The organism is Pseudomonas sp. Nvir (assembly GCF_963778085.1).
GTDB classification, from domain to species: Bacteria; Pseudomonadota; Gammaproteobacteria; order Pseudomonadales; family Pseudomonadaceae; genus Aquipseudomonas; species Aquipseudomonas juntendi.
Window position 1 is genome coordinate 2003856 of the sequence record NZ_OY970405.1, and the last position, 14735, is coordinate 2018590.

Annotated in this window: 13 protein-coding genes; 6 read left to right on the plus strand and 7 right to left on the minus strand. The window is 62.3% G+C overall.

What is annotated here, in order from left to right:
• Positions 1 to 127 precede the first annotated feature (127 nt).
• The gene (locus AACG97_RS09505; protein ID WP_009684701.1) at positions 128 to 877 is read left to right on the plus strand and encodes a DUF599 domain-containing protein; all 750 of its coding nucleotides are present in this window, start codon (positions 128 to 130) and stop codon (positions 875 to 877) included.
• A gap of 65 nt (positions 878 to 942) precedes the next feature.
• Here AACG97_RS09505 and AACG97_RS09510 read toward each other — a convergent pair whose 3' ends face one another.
• Positions 943 to 1206, minus strand: coding sequence for a hypothetical protein (locus AACG97_RS09510; protein WP_009684700.1), 264 nt, complete (start codon positions 1204 to 1206; stop codon positions 943 to 945).
• A 152-nt stretch (positions 1207 to 1358) separates the two neighbouring features.
• On the opposite strand from AACG97_RS09510, the gene AACG97_RS09515 reads away from it, so the two are divergent.
• The 4 genes from AACG97_RS09515 to AACG97_RS09530 all read left to right on the plus strand — a co-directional run bounded on the left by AACG97_RS09515 (position 1359) and on the right by AACG97_RS09530 (position 5077).
• Complete coding sequence (locus AACG97_RS09515) at positions 1359 to 1835, plus strand: PaaI family thioesterase (protein WP_029887684.1); 477 nt, start codon at positions 1359 to 1361, stop codon at positions 1833 to 1835.
• The gene (locus tag AACG97_RS09520) at positions 1832 to 2314 is read left to right on the plus strand and encodes a PaaI family thioesterase (protein ID WP_197886131.1); all 483 of its coding nucleotides are present in this window, start codon (positions 1832 to 1834) and stop codon (positions 2312 to 2314) included. The genes AACG97_RS09515 and AACG97_RS09520 overlap by 4 nt, the downstream gene beginning before the upstream one ends.
• Positions 2315 to 2383: 69 nt before the next feature.
• A complete protein-coding gene (gene htpG, locus AACG97_RS09525) occupies positions 2384 to 4288 on the plus strand; it encodes a molecular chaperone HtpG (protein ID WP_029887686.1) in 1905 nt (634 codons plus the stop codon).
• 63 nt (positions 4289 to 4351) lie between these two features.
• Positions 4352 to 5077, plus strand: a complete 726-nt coding sequence (locus AACG97_RS09530; protein WP_225785721.1) for a dienelactone hydrolase family protein — start codon at positions 4352 to 4354, stop codon at positions 5075 to 5077.
• 103 nt (positions 5078 to 5180) lie between these two features.
• Here AACG97_RS09530 and AACG97_RS09535 read toward each other — a convergent pair whose 3' ends face one another.
• Positions 5181 to 6044, minus strand: coding sequence for a pirin family protein (locus AACG97_RS09535; RefSeq protein ID WP_009684695.1), 864 nt, complete (start codon positions 6042 to 6044; stop codon positions 5181 to 5183).
• Positions 6045 to 6161: 117 nt separating this feature from the next.
• Between AACG97_RS09535 and AACG97_RS09540 the strand changes: the two genes are divergently transcribed.
• Complete coding sequence (locus tag AACG97_RS09540; protein ID WP_047149581.1) at positions 6162 to 7166, plus strand: amidohydrolase family protein; 1005 nt, start codon at positions 6162 to 6164, stop codon at positions 7164 to 7166.
• A 506-nt stretch (positions 7167 to 7672) separates the two neighbouring features.
• On the opposite strand, the gene fabB is transcribed toward AACG97_RS09540, so the two are convergent.
• The 5 genes from fabB to AACG97_RS09565 form a co-directional block, all read right to left on the minus strand.
• Positions 7673 to 8893: a beta-ketoacyl-ACP synthase I gene (gene fabB, locus AACG97_RS09545; RefSeq protein WP_029887743.1), complete on the minus strand. Its 1221-nt coding sequence runs from the start codon at positions 8891 to 8893 to the stop codon at positions 7673 to 7675.
• Between the two features lie 11 nt (positions 8894 to 8904).
• Positions 8905 to 9420 (minus strand): 3-hydroxyacyl-[acyl-carrier-protein] dehydratase FabA, encoded by a 516-nt coding sequence (gene fabA, locus AACG97_RS09550; RefSeq protein ID WP_008089108.1) that lies wholly within the window; start codon positions 9418 to 9420, stop codon positions 8905 to 8907.
• 208 nt (positions 9421 to 9628) lie between these two features.
• Positions 9629 to 11563: an ATP-binding protein gene (locus tag AACG97_RS09555; protein WP_125854604.1), complete on the minus strand. Its 1935-nt coding sequence runs from the start codon at positions 11561 to 11563 to the stop codon at positions 9629 to 9631.
• Positions 11560 to 12450: an ABC transporter substrate-binding protein gene (locus AACG97_RS09560; protein WP_009683175.1), complete on the minus strand. Its 891-nt coding sequence runs from the start codon at positions 12448 to 12450 to the stop codon at positions 11560 to 11562. The genes AACG97_RS09555 and AACG97_RS09560 overlap by 4 nt, the downstream gene beginning before the upstream one ends.
• Positions 12450 to 14597: a TonB-dependent receptor plug domain-containing protein gene (locus tag AACG97_RS09565; RefSeq protein ID WP_225785720.1), complete on the minus strand. Its 2148-nt coding sequence runs from the start codon at positions 14595 to 14597 to the stop codon at positions 12450 to 12452. The genes AACG97_RS09560 and AACG97_RS09565 overlap by 1 nt, the downstream gene beginning before the upstream one ends.
• Positions 14598 to 14735: the final 138 nt, after the last annotated feature.

Sequence of the window (14735 nt, forward strand, 5' to 3'; positions counted from 1 at the left end):
ATGCGGGGCTTTTTTCTGGCCCACACCGGCAGTACGAATTTCAGCAGGAATGTGTGCCTTTTGCCGCTTGCCAGCGTCGAAACCCGGTCCCTATCCTTCAGGCACCTGGCCTTTTCGGGAATCCTGCATGAATTTCATCCAAAGCAACCTCAACAACCTGCTGGCCGTCGCCTGGTTCGCCCTGTGCTGGGGTGGCTATACCCGGTATGCGATCTGGAAAGGGCGCGACACCGCGTGCCTGGCCAGCGTGCTGCACCTGTACCGTGAAGACTGGATGCGGCGCATGTTGCTGCGCGATAACCGTATTGCCGATGCCAGCGTGATCGGCAACCTGGAGCGCAACGCGTCGTTCTTCGCCTCCAGCACCTTGATCATCCTGGCCGGTATCCTCACCGTGCTGGGGGCCTCCGACAGGGCGCTGTCGCTGCTGGCCGACCTGCCGCTGGTGCAGCAGACTTCGCAGGGCATGTCGGAGATCAAGTTGTTGTGCCTGGCCATGGTCTTCGTGTACGCCTTCTTCACTTTCAGCTGGTGCATGCGCCAATACAACTTTGCTGCCGTACTGGTTGGCTCGGCACCGATGATTGGCGAACGGCAGGTCAACGAACTGGAACGCAAGGCGTTCGCCTCGCGGGCAGCACGGGTGTTGTCGCTGGCGGCCAACCAGTTCAACCTTGGTTTACGTTCCTATTACTTCGGCATGGCCATGTTGAGCTGGTTCATCAGCCCGTGGTTGTTCATGGGCATGAGTGTGGGTGTTGTATTGATCTTGTACCGGCGGGAGTTCCATTCCGATGTGCTGGAGGTGATGGTCTTTACCCCCACGGATAGTGTCAGCAGCGAGCCATTGAAAGAGGGTGGTGTAGCAGTGAACTGAAACGATTAACCGTGAATTCAACGCAAAAAAAAACCCGACAACGTCGGGTTTTTTTATCGGGCTGATTATTGCTTGGCAGGTTCTGCCGGCGCCGGAGTAGCCGGGGCGGCTTCTTCGGCAGCCTTTTGCTCGGCTTCAGCCTGATCTTTGGCAGCTTCGGCGTTTTCCTTGGCGGCGTCGTTCATTTTATCCTGAGCTTCGCCCATCTTTTCCTGGGCTTGCTCGGCATGTTCCTGCGCATCTTGGGCTTTGTCTTCGCTCGCTTTATCGCAAGCAGCCAGGCCCATGGCAGCAGCCAGCATCAGAGCAAAAGCAAATGGTTTACGCATGGGGGTGTTTCTCCTTGGTGTGATAAGTGACTTGTTCCTTCGAGTGCAGCCACTTGGAATAAGTTCAACGAAGGTTTCAGATATATAACGCCCCGTTCTACATGGACTTTTGAACCCACCTATGCCGTTTGGAAGGGACGTGGTAACAGCCTATGAGTGATGCGACCTTGATGTCCATGGCCGAGCGTTTTCTTTCGGCATTGAAACACTGCCAGTTGTTGCAGATGCGTGTGGCACAGGCTGATGAAACTGGCATGACGCTGGTCCTGCCCTGGTCGCCGGCCATTGTCGGCAACCCGCAAACCGGTGCCGTACACGGTGGGGCGCTGACAACGCTGATGGACACCACCTGCGGCATGGCCACGCTATGCGTACTGCCGCACTTCGAGGTATGCCCGACCCTGGATCTGCGCATCGACTACATGCACCCGTCGGTACCGGGCAAGGACATCCATGGGCATGCCCAGTGTTACCGGGTGACCCGCGACGTGATCTTCACCCGTGGCAGCGCCTACCAGGACGACCCCGAGCGGCCGATCTGCCAGGTGGTGGGTACGTTCATGCGGTTGGGCCCGCAGGTCAAAGGCGGCATCCGCTTCGGTAGCAGCCTGAAGGAGGGCGGGTCATGATTCCGCCGGCCATTCGCCAGCAACTCAATGCAGCACACGCGCAAGGTGACTACCGCCCCTTGCTGGCATTGATTCCCTACGCGGGGTTGATCGGCATCGAATGCGAGCGCGAGGGGGATGACCTGCTGTTCCGCCTGCCGGCCAATCCGGACACTATCGGCAACCCCCTCTTGCCCGCTATCCATGGCGGGGTGATTGCCGGCTTCATGGAGCTGTCGGCAGCGCTGTACCTGCTGATCTACAGCGACAGCGCCAGCATTCCGAAGATCATCGATTTCTCCATCGATTACCTGCGCGCCGGGCTGTTGCGCGATACCTACGCCCAGTGCCAATTGTGGCGCCAGGGGCGACGGGTGACCAACGTGGCAATTACCGCCTGGCAGGGCGACCGCCAGTCGCCGATTGCCACGGCCCGCGTGCATTTCAAGATCGAACCGCAAAAGCCCTTGAAATCATCCGGGCAGCCCCCATCTGCATGACATCCGCCGTTAAAGCAGGCTGTACCGCCCGCCAGGCGCCATTGCAATCAGATCGGAGTTTTGAAGACCATGAGTGTGGAGACTCAAAAAGAAACGCTTGGCTTCCAGACCGAGGTAAAGCAACTGCTGCACCTCATGATCCATTCCTTGTATTCGAACAAGGAGATCTTCCTGCGTGAACTGATCTCCAACGCCTCCGACGCCGCCGACAAGCTGCGCTTCGAGGCGCTGGCCAAGCCAGAGTTGCTGGAAGGCGACGCCGACCTGAAGATTCGCCTGAGCTTCGACAAGGAGGCGGGTACCGTGACCCTCGAGGACAACGGTATCGGCATGAGCCGCGAAGACGTCATCACCCACCTGGGCACCATCGCCAAGTCCGGCACTGCCGACTTCATGAAGAACCTCACCGGTGACCAGAAGAAGGACTCGCACCTGATCGGCCAGTTCGGCGTGGGCTTCTATTCCGCGTTCATCGTTGCCGACAAGGTTGACGTGTACAGCCGTCGCGCCGGCCAGCCGGCTGCCGAAGGCGTGCATTGGTCGTCCCGTGGCGAGGGTGAGTTCGAAGTCGCCACTGTCGACAAGCCCCAGCGCGGTACCCGCATCGTCCTGCACCTGAAGAAGGACGAGCAGGAGTTCGCCGATGGCTGGCGTTTGCGCAACGTGGTCAAGAAGTACTCCGACCATATCGCCTTGCCTATCCAGTTGCCGAAAGAGCAGGCGGCTGCCGAAGGTGAAGAGCAGCCGGCCGAAGAGTGGGAAACCGTCAACCGTGCCAGCGCCCTGTGGACCCGTTCGCGCAGCGACGTGAAGGACGAGGAATACCAGGAGTTCTACAAGCACATCGGCCACGACTTCGAGAACCCGCTGGCCTGGAGCCACAACAAGGTCGAGGGTAAGCTTGAATACAACTCGCTGCTGTATGTGCCGGCCCGCGCGCCGTTCGACCTGTACCAGCGCGAAGCGCCACGCGGCCTGAAGCTGTATGTACAGCGCGTGTTCATCATGGACCAGGCCGAGTCGTTCCTGCCGCTGTACCTGCGCTTCATCAAAGGTGTGGTCGACTCCAACGACCTGTCGCTGAACGTGTCGCGTGAAATCCTGCAGAAAGACCCGATCATCGACTCGATGAAGACCGCGCTGACCAAGCGCGTGCTGGACATGCTGGAGAAGTTGGCGAAGAACGAGCCTGAGCAGTACAAGGGCTTCTGGAAAAACTTCGGCCAGGTGCTGAAGGAAGGCCCGGCCGAAGACTTCGCCAACAAAGAGAAGATCGCCAGCCTGCTGCGTTTTGCCTCCACCCACGACGACAGCGGCGAGCAGAGCGTTGCCCTGGCCGACTACCTGGCGCGCGCCAAGGAAGGCCAGGACAAGATCTACTACCTCACCGGTGAGTCCTACGCGCAGGTCAAGAACAGCCCGCACCTGGAGGTCTTCCGCAAGAAAGGCATCGAAGTGTTGCTGCTGACCGACCGCATCGACGAGTGGCTGATGAGCTATCTCAACGAATTCGACGGCAAGGCCTTCGTCGACGTCGCCCGCGGCGACCTGGACCTGGGCAAACTGGACTCCGAAGAGGACAAGAAAGCCCAGGAAGAAGTCGCCAAGGACAAGGAAGGCCTGGTCGAGCGCCTGAAAGGTGCATTGGGTGACAGCGTGGCCGAAGTCCGTGTGTCACACCGCCTGACAGACTCGCCAGCGATCCTGGCCATTGGCGAGCAGGACCTTGGCCTGCAGATGCGCCAGATCCTCGAGGCCAGTGGGCAGAAAGTGCCGGAGTCCAAGCCGATCTTCGAGTTCAACCCAAGCCACCCGCTGATCGACAAGCTGGACAACGAGCAGAGCGAAGACCGTTTCGCCGAGCTGTCGCATATCCTCTTCGATCAGGCGGCCCTGGCGGCCGGGGACAGCCTGAAAGACCCGGCAGCGTACGTTCGTCGCCTGAACAAGCTGCTGGTCGAGCTGTCTGCTTGAGTTGATGCAGAGGAAAGCCCGCTTCGGCGGGCTTTTTTATGACGAGTGCCAATGGAGTGCCTGATGAGCAAAGTAATCGTCGAATCGCTGGTGTATCACCTGTCCGGCCGAACCTACGAAAGCCGCCTGGTCTACGAGCCCGGGGCGCTGGGGCGCCCGGGCCTGGTCATGGCACCGAACTGGATGGGGATTCGCGAAGGTGCCGAACGCATCGCCAAGGAAGTGGCCGAAAAGGGCTATGTGGTGTTGCTCGCCGACCTGTATGGGCAGTCGGTGCGCCCGTCCAATGCGGACGAAGCGGGCGCAGCGATGATGCCGCTCAAGAACGACCGCGGCGAACTTCGCAAGCGCATGCAGGAGGCCCTGGCCCAGTTGCTGGGGCAGTCCAAGGCGCTGCTGGAGCCTGGCAAAGTTGCCACCTTCGGCTTCTGCTTCGGGGGTTGCTGTGCGCTGGAGCTGGCGCGCAGCGGCGCCGACTTGCGTGCGGCAGTGTCGTTCCACGGCACATTGGACACGCCGAACCCCGAGGATGCCAAGCGCATCAAGGGCTCGGTGCTGGTGCTGCACGGTGCATCGGACCCATTGGTGCCGAAAGAGCAGCTGCCGGCATTCGAGGACGAGATGAATGCGGCCAAGGTCGACTGGCAGTTGCTCAGCTATGGCGGGGCCGTGCATTCGTTCACCGACCCTGGCGCCAATGTGCCGGGCAAGATGCAGTATGACCGGCGCACCTCGGAGCGGGCGTTCCGTTCGATGCATAACCTGCTGACTGAAGTGTTCCAGCGCTGATCGCATAGTGGGGCTGCTGTGCAGCCCTTCGCGGGCTTGCCCGTTCCCAACTCTCACCCTGTGGGAGCGGGCAAGCCCGCGAAGGGGCGCAAAGTGGCCCCAATCAGCGAGGCAACTCGATCCTCGAGCTCTCCCCCGGCACGACCGGCCAATCCCCCGCAGCCCATTTGGCCCTGGCCTGCTCGATCAGCGCCGGGTCACTGGCGACAAAGTTCCAGTTCATCCGCCGCGGCCCATCCAGCGGCGCGCCGCCAATCAGTACCAGCTGGCATTCACCTTGCGCACACAGCGTCACCTCTTCGCCCTCCGGCAGCACCACCAGGCTGCACGGCGCCACATCCTCGCCGTTCATCTGCAGTTCGCCCTCCAACAGGTACAGCGCCCGCTCCACGTGCTCGTTCGGCACCTGCAAGGTAGTCGCCGTTTGCATCTGTACCTGGGCATAGAGGGTAGGGGACAGCACCGGCACCGGTGACGCCAGGCAGAACCCGGTGCCGGCAATCATGCAGATGCGCACCCCCAGGCTGTCGCTGACCGGCAGGCTGGCCGCAGGATGATGGCTGTAGCTGGGCGCGCCTTGTTCATGCTCACGTGGCGAGGCCAGCCAAACCTGCAAGCCGTGCAGGCTTGACCCTTTGGCCAAGGCGTCAGCAGGGGTGCGCTCGACGTGCGCCACGCCGCGACCGGCCGTCATCCAGCTGACGTCGCCGGGCAGCACCAACTGGTCCGAGCCCAGGCTGTCCTTGTGCTGAATTGCCCCTTCGAACAGGTAAGTCAGGGTTGAAAGGCCGATGTGCGGGTGTTGGCGGATGTCCATGCCGCGCCCGGGGGCGTAGGCGGTTTTCAGCATGTGATCGAAGAATACGAACGGGCCGACACTGCGGCGCTGCGCCGCTGGCAGCGGGCGCAGAATCGGCTGGCCCTCGACCGACTCTGCACGGGGGCGAATGATCAGCGTGCTGCTCATGAGAAGGGCTCCAGGCAAGGGGGCAATGCCCAAGCATAACGGTTTGCCTGCTGTGCCTGAACCGTCTTCTGCACCGGCCGGTCTACCTTGTCTGATACCAGGAGAAGGGAGCTGCCCATGAATGCCAAAGCGCTGGCCTGCGCGTTACTGTCCGCTTGCTTGTGCCAAGCGGTACAGGCGCGTGACTACCGCTACAGTGACGCCCACCTGCACTATGTGGATTTCTTCCAGGAAAGCGAAGGGATGCCGGCATTGCTCAAGGCGATGGATGCGGCAGGCGTTGACCAGTCGATGATTTCCGGCATTCCGGTGGCCAAGAAGTGGCACGAAGACGAGCCCAAGCGCCCGCGTTACTACGCCGGTGATGATGCCGATGCTTACTGGTACAGCGCCACCGACACCTATGTGGCGGCCGCGCTCCAGCAGTTGCCACCGCAGCAGCGTAAACGCTTCCACCCGTTCCTGAGCGGGTTCAACCCGGTGGACAAGAACGCCGTCAGCCATATTGAGCGTATGCTCGATCTGTACCCGGGGCTATGGCAGGGCATCGGGGAGGTGTTTACCCGCCATGATGACCTGACTGCGTTGACCAGTGGCGAAACGCCGCGCGCCAACAACGAAGCCATGACCCGGATCTATCACCTGGCCGCTGAGCGCGACCTGCCAGTGCTGCTGCACTCCAACATCACCTCCAAGCGCGAGCGCAACCCGCTGTACCTGGCAGAAATCGAAGAGCCGCTACGCAATCACCCGCACACCCGGTTCATCTGGGCCCATGCTGGCAGCAGCATGGAGATACACCGGCATCAGACGCAGATGGACTTTTTACTGCCAGTGCTGACGCGGTTGCTTGAGGATTACCCGAACCTGTATGTCGATCTGTCGTGGAGTGTGCTGCAGCCGTATCTGCTGGATGACAAGGGTGTGCCGCGCAAGGAATGGCTGGCGTTGGTCGAGAAGTACCCGGAGCGGTTCATGCTGGGGTCGGATGTGGTGGGGCAGTTTGGCAGCCTGGGCGAGCAGATGCACGGGTTCAAGCCGTTTCTGGATGCGTTGCCGGAGGGGGTGGCGAACAAGGTAGCCAAAGAGAACTTCCTGGCTGTGTTGCCCAGGCAGAAGTAAGGGTTTACCAGTACTGACCTATCGCAGGCAAGCCAGCTCCCACGGGGATCGCATCAGGGCTGACAGGTGTTTGCCACAAGGTATGCAGCGCCTGTTAGAGCGAGCGCCGCCCGCGCGGCGCATCGCGAGCTGCGCTCGCTCCTACGTTTGTTTCGGGCCAATTATTCCTGTGGGATTTGCGCGCGAACGCCTTGGCGCATGCCTCAAAATCGCGTCGTACGAACAAGGCGGCCGCGCGCATCTGGCACAGGGGTTACCGGCCCGAAACAAACGTAGGAGCGAGCGCAGCTCGCGATGCGCCGCGCGGGCGGCGCTCAATCTCACAGGCACTGAAGATGCAGCGGCTACCCTTGCCAGGAACCATAGAATCTCCCACAGGGTTGCGCAGGTTCCAAACCTTGCGCAGTACCTGTGGGAGCTGGCTTGCTGCGACAGGGCCAGTACAGGCGACACAAAAGAAAACGCCCCGAACCAGTCGGGGCGTTTTTGATTACTGCCAGGGCGCCTTACTTGCCTTCCCAGCGCTTGAGCACCAGGGTGGCGTTGGTGCCGCCGAAGCCGAAGCTGTTGCTCATGACCGTGTCGATCTTGGCGTTTTCTTCGGTTTTGCGCAGGATCGGCAGGTCGGCCACTTCCGGGTCCAGCTCGTCGATGTTGGCAGAGCCGGCGATGAAGTTGTTTTCCATCATCAGCAGGCAGTAGATCGCCTCGTGCACGCCCGCGGCGCCCAGCGAGTGGCCCGACAGGCTCTTGGTCGAGCTGATCTTCGGCGCCTTGTCCTTGAATACCTCGCGAACGCCTTTCATCTCGGCAACGTCACCGACCGGGGTCGAGGTGCCGTGGGTGTTCAGGTAATCGATCGGGGTGTCGACGGTGGACAGCGCCTGCTGCATGCAGCGGATAGCGCCTTCGCCACTCGGGGCAACCATGTCGTAACCGTCGGAGGTCGCACCGTAACCAACGATTTCGGCGTAGATCTTGGCGCCACGGGCCAGGGCGTGTTCCAGCTCCTCGACCACCACCATGCCGCCGCCGCCAGCGATGACGAAGCCATCACGGTCTGCGTCGTAGGCGCGCGAGGCCAGTTCCGGGGTTTCGTTGCGCTTGGTCGACAGGGCGCCCATGGCATCGAACAGGAACGACTGGCTCCAGTGCTCTTCTTCACCGCCGCCGGCAAAGACGATGTCCTGCTTGCCCCACTGGATCTGCTCCAGTGCGGTACCGATGCAGTGAGCCGAAGTGGCGCAGGCCGACGAGATCGAGTAGTTGATGCCCTTGATCTTGAACGGCGTAGCCAGGCACGCCGAAACGGTGCTGCCCATGGTGCGCGTGACGCGGTAAGGGCCGACACGCTTGACGCCTTTCTCGCGCAGGGTGTCCAGCGCTTCCATCTGGTTCAGGGTCGAGGCGCCGCCGGAGCCAGCCACCAGGCCGGTACGCGGGTTGGACACCTGCTCTTCGGTCAGGCCGGAATCCTTGATCGCGTCCTGCATGGCCAGGTAGGCGTAGGCAGCCGCGTGGCCCACGAAGCGGTAGACCTTGCGGTCGATCAATTCTTCGAGGTTGAGGTCGATGGACCCGGAAACCTGGCTACGCAGCCCCATTTCCTTGTATTCCGGGTTGTAACGGATACCCGGACGGCTGTTGCGCAGGTTTTCGGTGACGGTAGCTTTGTCATTGCCCAGGCACGAAACGATGCCCAGACCAGTGATAACGACGCGGCGCATGCGAATAACCCTTAGAAATTGTCAGTGGAGGTGAACACGCCGACCCGCAGGCCTTCGGCGGTGTAGATCTCGCGGCCGTCAACGCTGACCGAGCCATCGGCGATGGCCATGTTCAGCTTGCCCTTCAGGACGCGTTTGATGTGGATGTTGTAGGTGACTTTCTTGGCGGTAGGCAAAACCTGGCCGAAGAACTTCACTTCGCCCGAACCCAGGGCGCGGCCGCGGCCTGGCAGGCCCTGCCAGCCGAGGAAGAAACCGACCAGCTGCCACATGGCGTCGAGGCCCAGGCAGCCCGGCATGACCGGGTCGCCTTCGAAATGGCAGGCGAAGAACCACAGGTCCGGGGTGATATCCAGCTCGGCGACCAACTCACCTTTGCCGTACTTGCCGCCTTCTTCGCTGATGTGGGTGATGCGATCGACCATCAGCATGTTCGGCGCGGGCAGTTGCGCATTACCTGGGCCGAACAGCTCACCGCGACTGCAGCGCAGCAGGTCTTCCCGAGTAAAGGCGTGTTGTTTGGTCATGCGAGCTCCTCAATAACCCCCTGTGGCAGGGGATGAATCTTCCCGACCGACCCGAATAACCAACGGCTTCGGGGCGGTAGCCTACAGGTAGACTATTGCGTTGTGGTGAAAGTCACAGCGCACCTGGTGAAAGAAGTACAGGTGTGCACTGAAACGTCTATTTTCAGGGCCGATGAAGGTCCTGTCCAGTGTTTAAGACTGCCGCACTTTAGCATTTATCGCCAGTCGCGGTTGTCTGGCCGGGTAACCAGCGTTGCAGCACGCGCTGCAGTTCGCTGCGGCGCAAGGGTTTGCTCAGGTAGTCATCCATGCCGGCGGCCATGCATCGCTCGCGGTCGCCGTCGAGCGCGTTGGCGGTCAGGGCGATGATCGGCAGGCCTGTGCCGTTGTCCAGTTGGCGAATGCGGCGGGTGGCTTCATAGCCGTCCATGTGCGGCAACCGGCAGTCCATCAGCACCGCGGCAAAGCGCTGGCGGCCCACCAGGTCGACCGCCTCGAGGCCGTCTGCAGCGGTGCACACCGTCAGCCCAAGGCTGCGCAGCATGGCTTCTATGACACTCTGGTTGACCGGATTATCCTCGACCAACAGCACCTTTTTCTGCTCGGCAGCCGCCGCTGGCGGGTCGAGTGGGTGCGGCAGTGGCGCCGGCGCCTGGCTGGCCAGGGCCAACGGCATCTCCAGGGTGAACGTTGAACCCTGGCCCACATGGCTCTCACCGCGCAGCTTGCCACCCATGCGCTCGGCCAGGGTGCGGGCGATCGACAACCCCAGCCCGGTGCCGCCATAGCGGCGGGAAATCGAGCTGTCCGCTTGCTGGAATGCGACGAACATCATTTCCAGGCGGTCGCTGTCGATACCGATGCCGGTATCACGCACGCTGCAGGTCAGCCAGATCAACTGCCGATCGACCACTTGCCAGCGGGCCTCGACCTGCACCTGGCCGCGTTCGGTGAACTTAAGCGCGTTGCCCACCAGGTTCAGCAGGATCTGGCGGATGCGCGTAGGGTCGCCGTTCACCTGCAACTGGCCGATGTCGGCCGGCAATTGCAGGTGCAGCCCAAGGCCGCGTTGCTGGGCGCTGTGCTGGAAGGACTGGACGCTGCTGGTGATCAGCTCGCCGAGGTTGAAGTCGATGTGTTCCAGTTGCAGCGCGGCGCGTTCGATGCGCGAGAAGTCCAGAATATCGTTGATGACTTTCAGCAGGTGCCCGGTGGACTCGCTGGCCACGGCGGTGTAATCGGCCTGTTCGTTACTGAGCGGGGTGGTTTCCAGCAACTGCAGCATGCCCATCACGCCGTTCATCGGAGTGCGCAGCTCGTGGCTCATCATCGCCAGGAAATCGGACTTGGCACGGTTGGCCTGTTCAGCCTCTTCGCGGGCCTGGATCAGCTCGGCAATGGTTTGTTGCTGTTCAGCGCTGGCTTGCTCCAGGGCGCTGGCCAGGTTGTTGATGTGGCGCGCCAGGTGGCCCAGCTCGCTGTCGTCTACCACCGGCAAGGGCGTGTTGTACTTGCCTTGCTGGATGGCCTTGACCGCGTGGCCCATGTCGCTGATCGGCTTGGCCAGGCTCAGGGCCAGGCGGCGAGCCAGCAAGAAGGTGAACAGCAGGGCGAACAGCGCGAGGATGCCCGCCTTGATCACGATTTCCTGCTGGCGCTGGCTGAACGCGTCATCGGACATGCCGACGATCACCCGGCCCAGGTAGTCGTCCCCGATGGCCGGGGTGTTGGCTTTGCCCTGTTGCAAGAAATCGTTGTCCAGGCGTATCTGCTGCAGGCGGATGGGCGCCTGGAACACTTCGACCTGCTGCGCGCGGTTGGCGCTTTCGTCGGACTGCTCCACGTAGACCAGTATGTGGTTGCGGCTGTCCTGTACCTCCAGGAAGCGGACGTGCGGGATGCTGAGGGTGGCCCGCATGAGCCCCTCGAGCACTTCGTTGTTACCGGAAATCACCCCGTACTCCGACGCGGGTGCCAGCTGGTTGGCGATCAATTGCCCGGTGTGGTTGAGTTCCTGGCGCAGGTCCTGGATACGAACGAAGGTAAAGAAGCTGATCAGCAGCAAGGTCAGCAGCAGCGCGGGGCCAAGGCTGATGATCTGGGTGCGGGTGTGAATGTCCCAACTCAGGCGTTTGCTGCTCATGGGGTGGGTTCTCCTTCGGCCAGTACCTGGGCGGCGGCGTTCGGATCGATCGGTTCAAGGCCCAGGGCCCGGGCGACTTGCTGGTTGCCGCTGACGCTGTAGCGCTTGGGGTAGAGGCTGCGCGGCCAGCGCGCCGGGGGCTGGTCGAGCAATTGGTCGAGTTCCGCCAGCCAGTCGTCCTGGTCGCTGTAGGTGCTGGCCAGTGCGCCGGCGCGGACAAAACCGGCGTTGGGGCCGATCAGCGCCATCTGCCGGCCATAGCTGCTCAGCAGCAGGTTCTTCGCCGTCTTGGAGTTGTACAGGTCAGGGTCGTCCAGCCCCAGCAGGACATCGCTGTTGCCCAGCAGGTGCTGCAATGGCCGGTTGTCGCGTGGGTCGGACCAGTCCTGGGCTACGATTTCCAGGCCCAGCGGCCGTGCCGCATGGCGCAGTTCCTCGAGCAGAAACCCGCTGTGCTGGCCGTACAGCACGCCGATACGCCGTGCCTGGGGCAGCAAGTAACGCGCCAGGCGCAACTGACGGGCCGGTGGCGCGTCATTCCACAGGAAGGTGAGAAACGCCGGGCGCGACTTTCCCAGGCGCTGCTCAGCCTGAACGCGGCTGACGCGCATGACCAGGGCCGGTGGCCCGGCGGTTTCGCTCAGGCGCCAATCGAGGGCAGGGTTGTCGAGCAGGATCAGGCGCTGGTCGGCCTTGAGTTTGCCTGGTGATGGCAAGTCGGCGGTGGTCTGGAAGTGCACATGGTCGTGCGGCCTGCGGTTTTCCAGCGCCGCCACGAAGCTGCGGATGCCGGGCTGGTCCTCGGCGCCGATCAGCAGGATCTCGCTGGCCGACAATGGGCCCAGCGGCCACAGGCACAGTACCAGCAGGCGCAACAGCAGGCTCATCAGAACTCCAGCTCCGCGCTGACGCTCAGGCGGTGGCGGCTGTCGTAGCGGTTCTGGGCTGCCGTGGTCGGTTCATCGTCCAGGCGCTGTTGCCACAACGCCGCCAGCTCCAGGTTGCTGCCATATACCCGGAAACGCTTGGCCAGGCGCAGGTCCAAGCGCTCGTAGCGGTACGCGTTGAGGGCATCGTCGCCGTAGTAGAACAGCGCGCTCGACCAGCCGGCACCCCAGTCGCGCATCCACCCGGCCGAGCCGCTGTTGCGGGCGCTGAGGCGGCGATCGTCGGGGTTGCTGGCCCAGGCATCGACATAGGCGTAGGTCAGGCGCAGACGGTCGCGCAGGGTAGGGCGCCAGTCCAGTTGTGCCTCGCTGCCGCTGAAGCGGGCCTTGTTGGCGTTGCTGGCGATGTACTGGTTGTTGCGCAGCGGCTCGCTGATCATGCCGGTGATCTCGTCGTAGAACAGCTTCACGTCCATGCTCAGGTCGATGTCGCTGAAATAGCCGTTGTAGCCCAGTTCGCGCGAGCGCATGCGCTCTTGCTCGAGGTCGCCGGGGCCGCGGGTCTTGACGAAGTATTCGCCGTTTTGCAGGCCGAATGCATTGGGCGTGAGGTTCTTGACCGTGTAGCTCCAGTTGACGTTGTTCTCGAACATGTCGGGCGAGCGCACGGCCTCGGAATACACCGCACGCAGGCCATGGCGCGGGGTGATCAGGTAGTTGACCGCCACACGCGGGGTCAGCGAGTTGCCGGACAGCTGCGAGTCCTCGAACATGGCGCCGCCCTGCAGGATCCAGTGCTCGTCGGCGCGCCATTCCAGTTGCCCGAACAGGCGCCAGGTCTGGTCGTCGACGCTGCCGTTGAAGTAGGTCTGCGAATCGGCCCGGTCATAGCGGTAGTTCATACCGCTGAGCAGGCGCAGGCTGTCGGTCAGGCTCAGGGTGTCCTGGATTTCCAGGTCGTAGCGGGTTTCGCGGGTACTCTGGTCAACATCGCCGCATACCTGTTGCTTGCCGCCGTTCTGCCATTGCTCCTGCACTTTTTGCAAAAGCCCTTGCAGGGCCGGGTCGTTCGTGGCCAGGGGGGCACCTGTGGCAATGCCGCGCGCCACGCTTTCAGCGAAGTCCGGGTTCAGTTGCCAGAGCTGGGTCAGCTCGGGGCTGAATGACTGCACCGCATCACAGGCACGCCACACTTGCTGGCGGTCAAAATGTTGCGCCGAGCCCTGAACATAAAGGCTGTGTTCAGCGCTGAATTCCTTGGTCCAGCGCAGCGAACCGGCGTAGTCCTTGGCGTTGACGTCGGCGTTGTTGCCGGCTTCGTACTGCTGGAAAACCGGCTGGTAGGTGTAGGGCCGTTGATTGCTGCCTTCTTTGGCCGCAAGTTGCCATTCCAGGGTCTGGTCGATGGCCAGGGTATGACTGGCGCTGAGGTTGAAGCGGTTCAAGCGGCGGCTGTCGCGGTAGTCCTGGCCGAACTGGTTCTCGTCGAAGCCGTCGTCGCGCTGGCCCGATACCGACAGGCGCATGTCGCCGCCCTCCCAGCCGAAGCCGTGGCTGAGGTAATAGTCGTTGATGCCATCCTGGCCGCGGGTCAGTTTCATCCGCGTGCCATGGCTGTCGGCCGGGTTGCGGGTCAGGATGTTGACCACGGCCATCAGCGCGTTGGCGCCATAGCTGACCGTGTTCGGGCCACGGAACACCTCGATACGCTCGATATCCTCCATGGCCAGTGGAATGTCGCTCCAGTCCACCGTGGCCAGGCCGGCGCGGTACACCGAGCGGCCATCGATCAGCACCTGCATGCGCCGCGCGTCGCTGGCGTTGCTGCCATGGTAGTTGACCGTGGGCTGGTTGCCGGCGCCGTAGCCGATCATCATGCCCGGTACCAGGCGCAGCAGCTCGGGGATGTCACGGGCACCGCTGGCGCGGATCAGTTCGCTGTCGATGACGGTCATGCTGCCCGGCACCGCTGCCGGCGACTGTTTCAGGCGCGTGGCGGTCAGAACCTGGGGCAGGTCGGTGTTGTCGATGAACAGATCCTCGGCCACGGCCGGGCTACCGAGCAGGGCGGTCAATATGAGCAGACGCGGGTAAGGGGGCGTGCCAGGGAACACAGAGCAGCCTTGTCTCAGGATGGAAACAGGCATGGTAACCGACCTTGGCGCAATTGCCAGTGACCCGCCTCAAGCTTCTGGCTGCCAGCACACCGTGCCAGGCTTTTCTCGCTGCCGGTAGCTCGAAGCTTGCAGCTTGGCTTTATAATGCGCCGGTCGCCACTTAATTTA

Excerpts from the sequence above, each read along its gene's own strand:
- AACG97_RS09505 (WP_009684701.1), top strand. The coding sequence starts at position 128 with ATGAATTTCATCCAAAGCAACCTCAACAACCTGCTGGCCGTCGCCTGG.
- AACG97_RS09510 (WP_009684700.1), bottom strand. The coding sequence starts at position 1,206 with ATGCGTAAACCATTTGCTTTTGCTCTGATGCTGGCTGCTGCCATGGGC.
- AACG97_RS09515 (WP_029887684.1), top strand. The coding sequence starts at position 1,359 with ATGAGTGATGCGACCTTGATGTCCATGGCCGAGCGTTTTCTTTCGGCA.
- AACG97_RS09520 (WP_197886131.1), top strand. The coding sequence starts at position 1,832 with ATGATTCCGCCGGCCATTCGCCAGCAACTCAATGCAGCACACGCGCAA.
- htpG (WP_029887686.1), top strand. The coding sequence starts at position 2,384 with ATGAGTGTGGAGACTCAAAAAGAAACGCTTGGCTTCCAGACCGAGGTA.
- AACG97_RS09530 (WP_225785721.1), top strand. The coding sequence starts at position 4,352 with ATGAGCAAAGTAATCGTCGAATCGCTGGTGTATCACCTGTCCGGCCGA.
- AACG97_RS09535 (WP_009684695.1), bottom strand. The coding sequence starts at position 6,044 with ATGAGCAGCACGCTGATCATTCGCCCCCGTGCAGAGTCGGTCGAGGGC.
- AACG97_RS09540 (WP_047149581.1), top strand. The coding sequence starts at position 6,162 with ATGAATGCCAAAGCGCTGGCCTGCGCGTTACTGTCCGCTTGCTTGTGC.
- fabB (WP_029887743.1), bottom strand. The coding sequence starts at position 8,893 with ATGCGCCGCGTCGTTATCACTGGTCTGGGCATCGTTTCGTGCCTGGGC.
- fabA (WP_008089108.1), bottom strand. The coding sequence starts at position 9,420 with ATGACCAAACAACACGCCTTTACTCGGGAAGACCTGCTGCGCTGCAGT.
- AACG97_RS09555 (WP_125854604.1), bottom strand. The coding sequence starts at position 11,563 with ATGAGCAGCAAACGCCTGAGTTGGGACATTCACACCCGCACCCAGATC.
- AACG97_RS09560 (WP_009683175.1), bottom strand. The coding sequence starts at position 12,450 with ATGAGCCTGCTGTTGCGCCTGCTGGTACTGTGCCTGTGGCCGCTGGGC.
- AACG97_RS09565 (WP_225785720.1), bottom strand. The coding sequence starts at position 14,597 with ATGCCTGTTTCCATCCTGAGACAAGGCTGCTCTGTGTTCCCTGGCACG.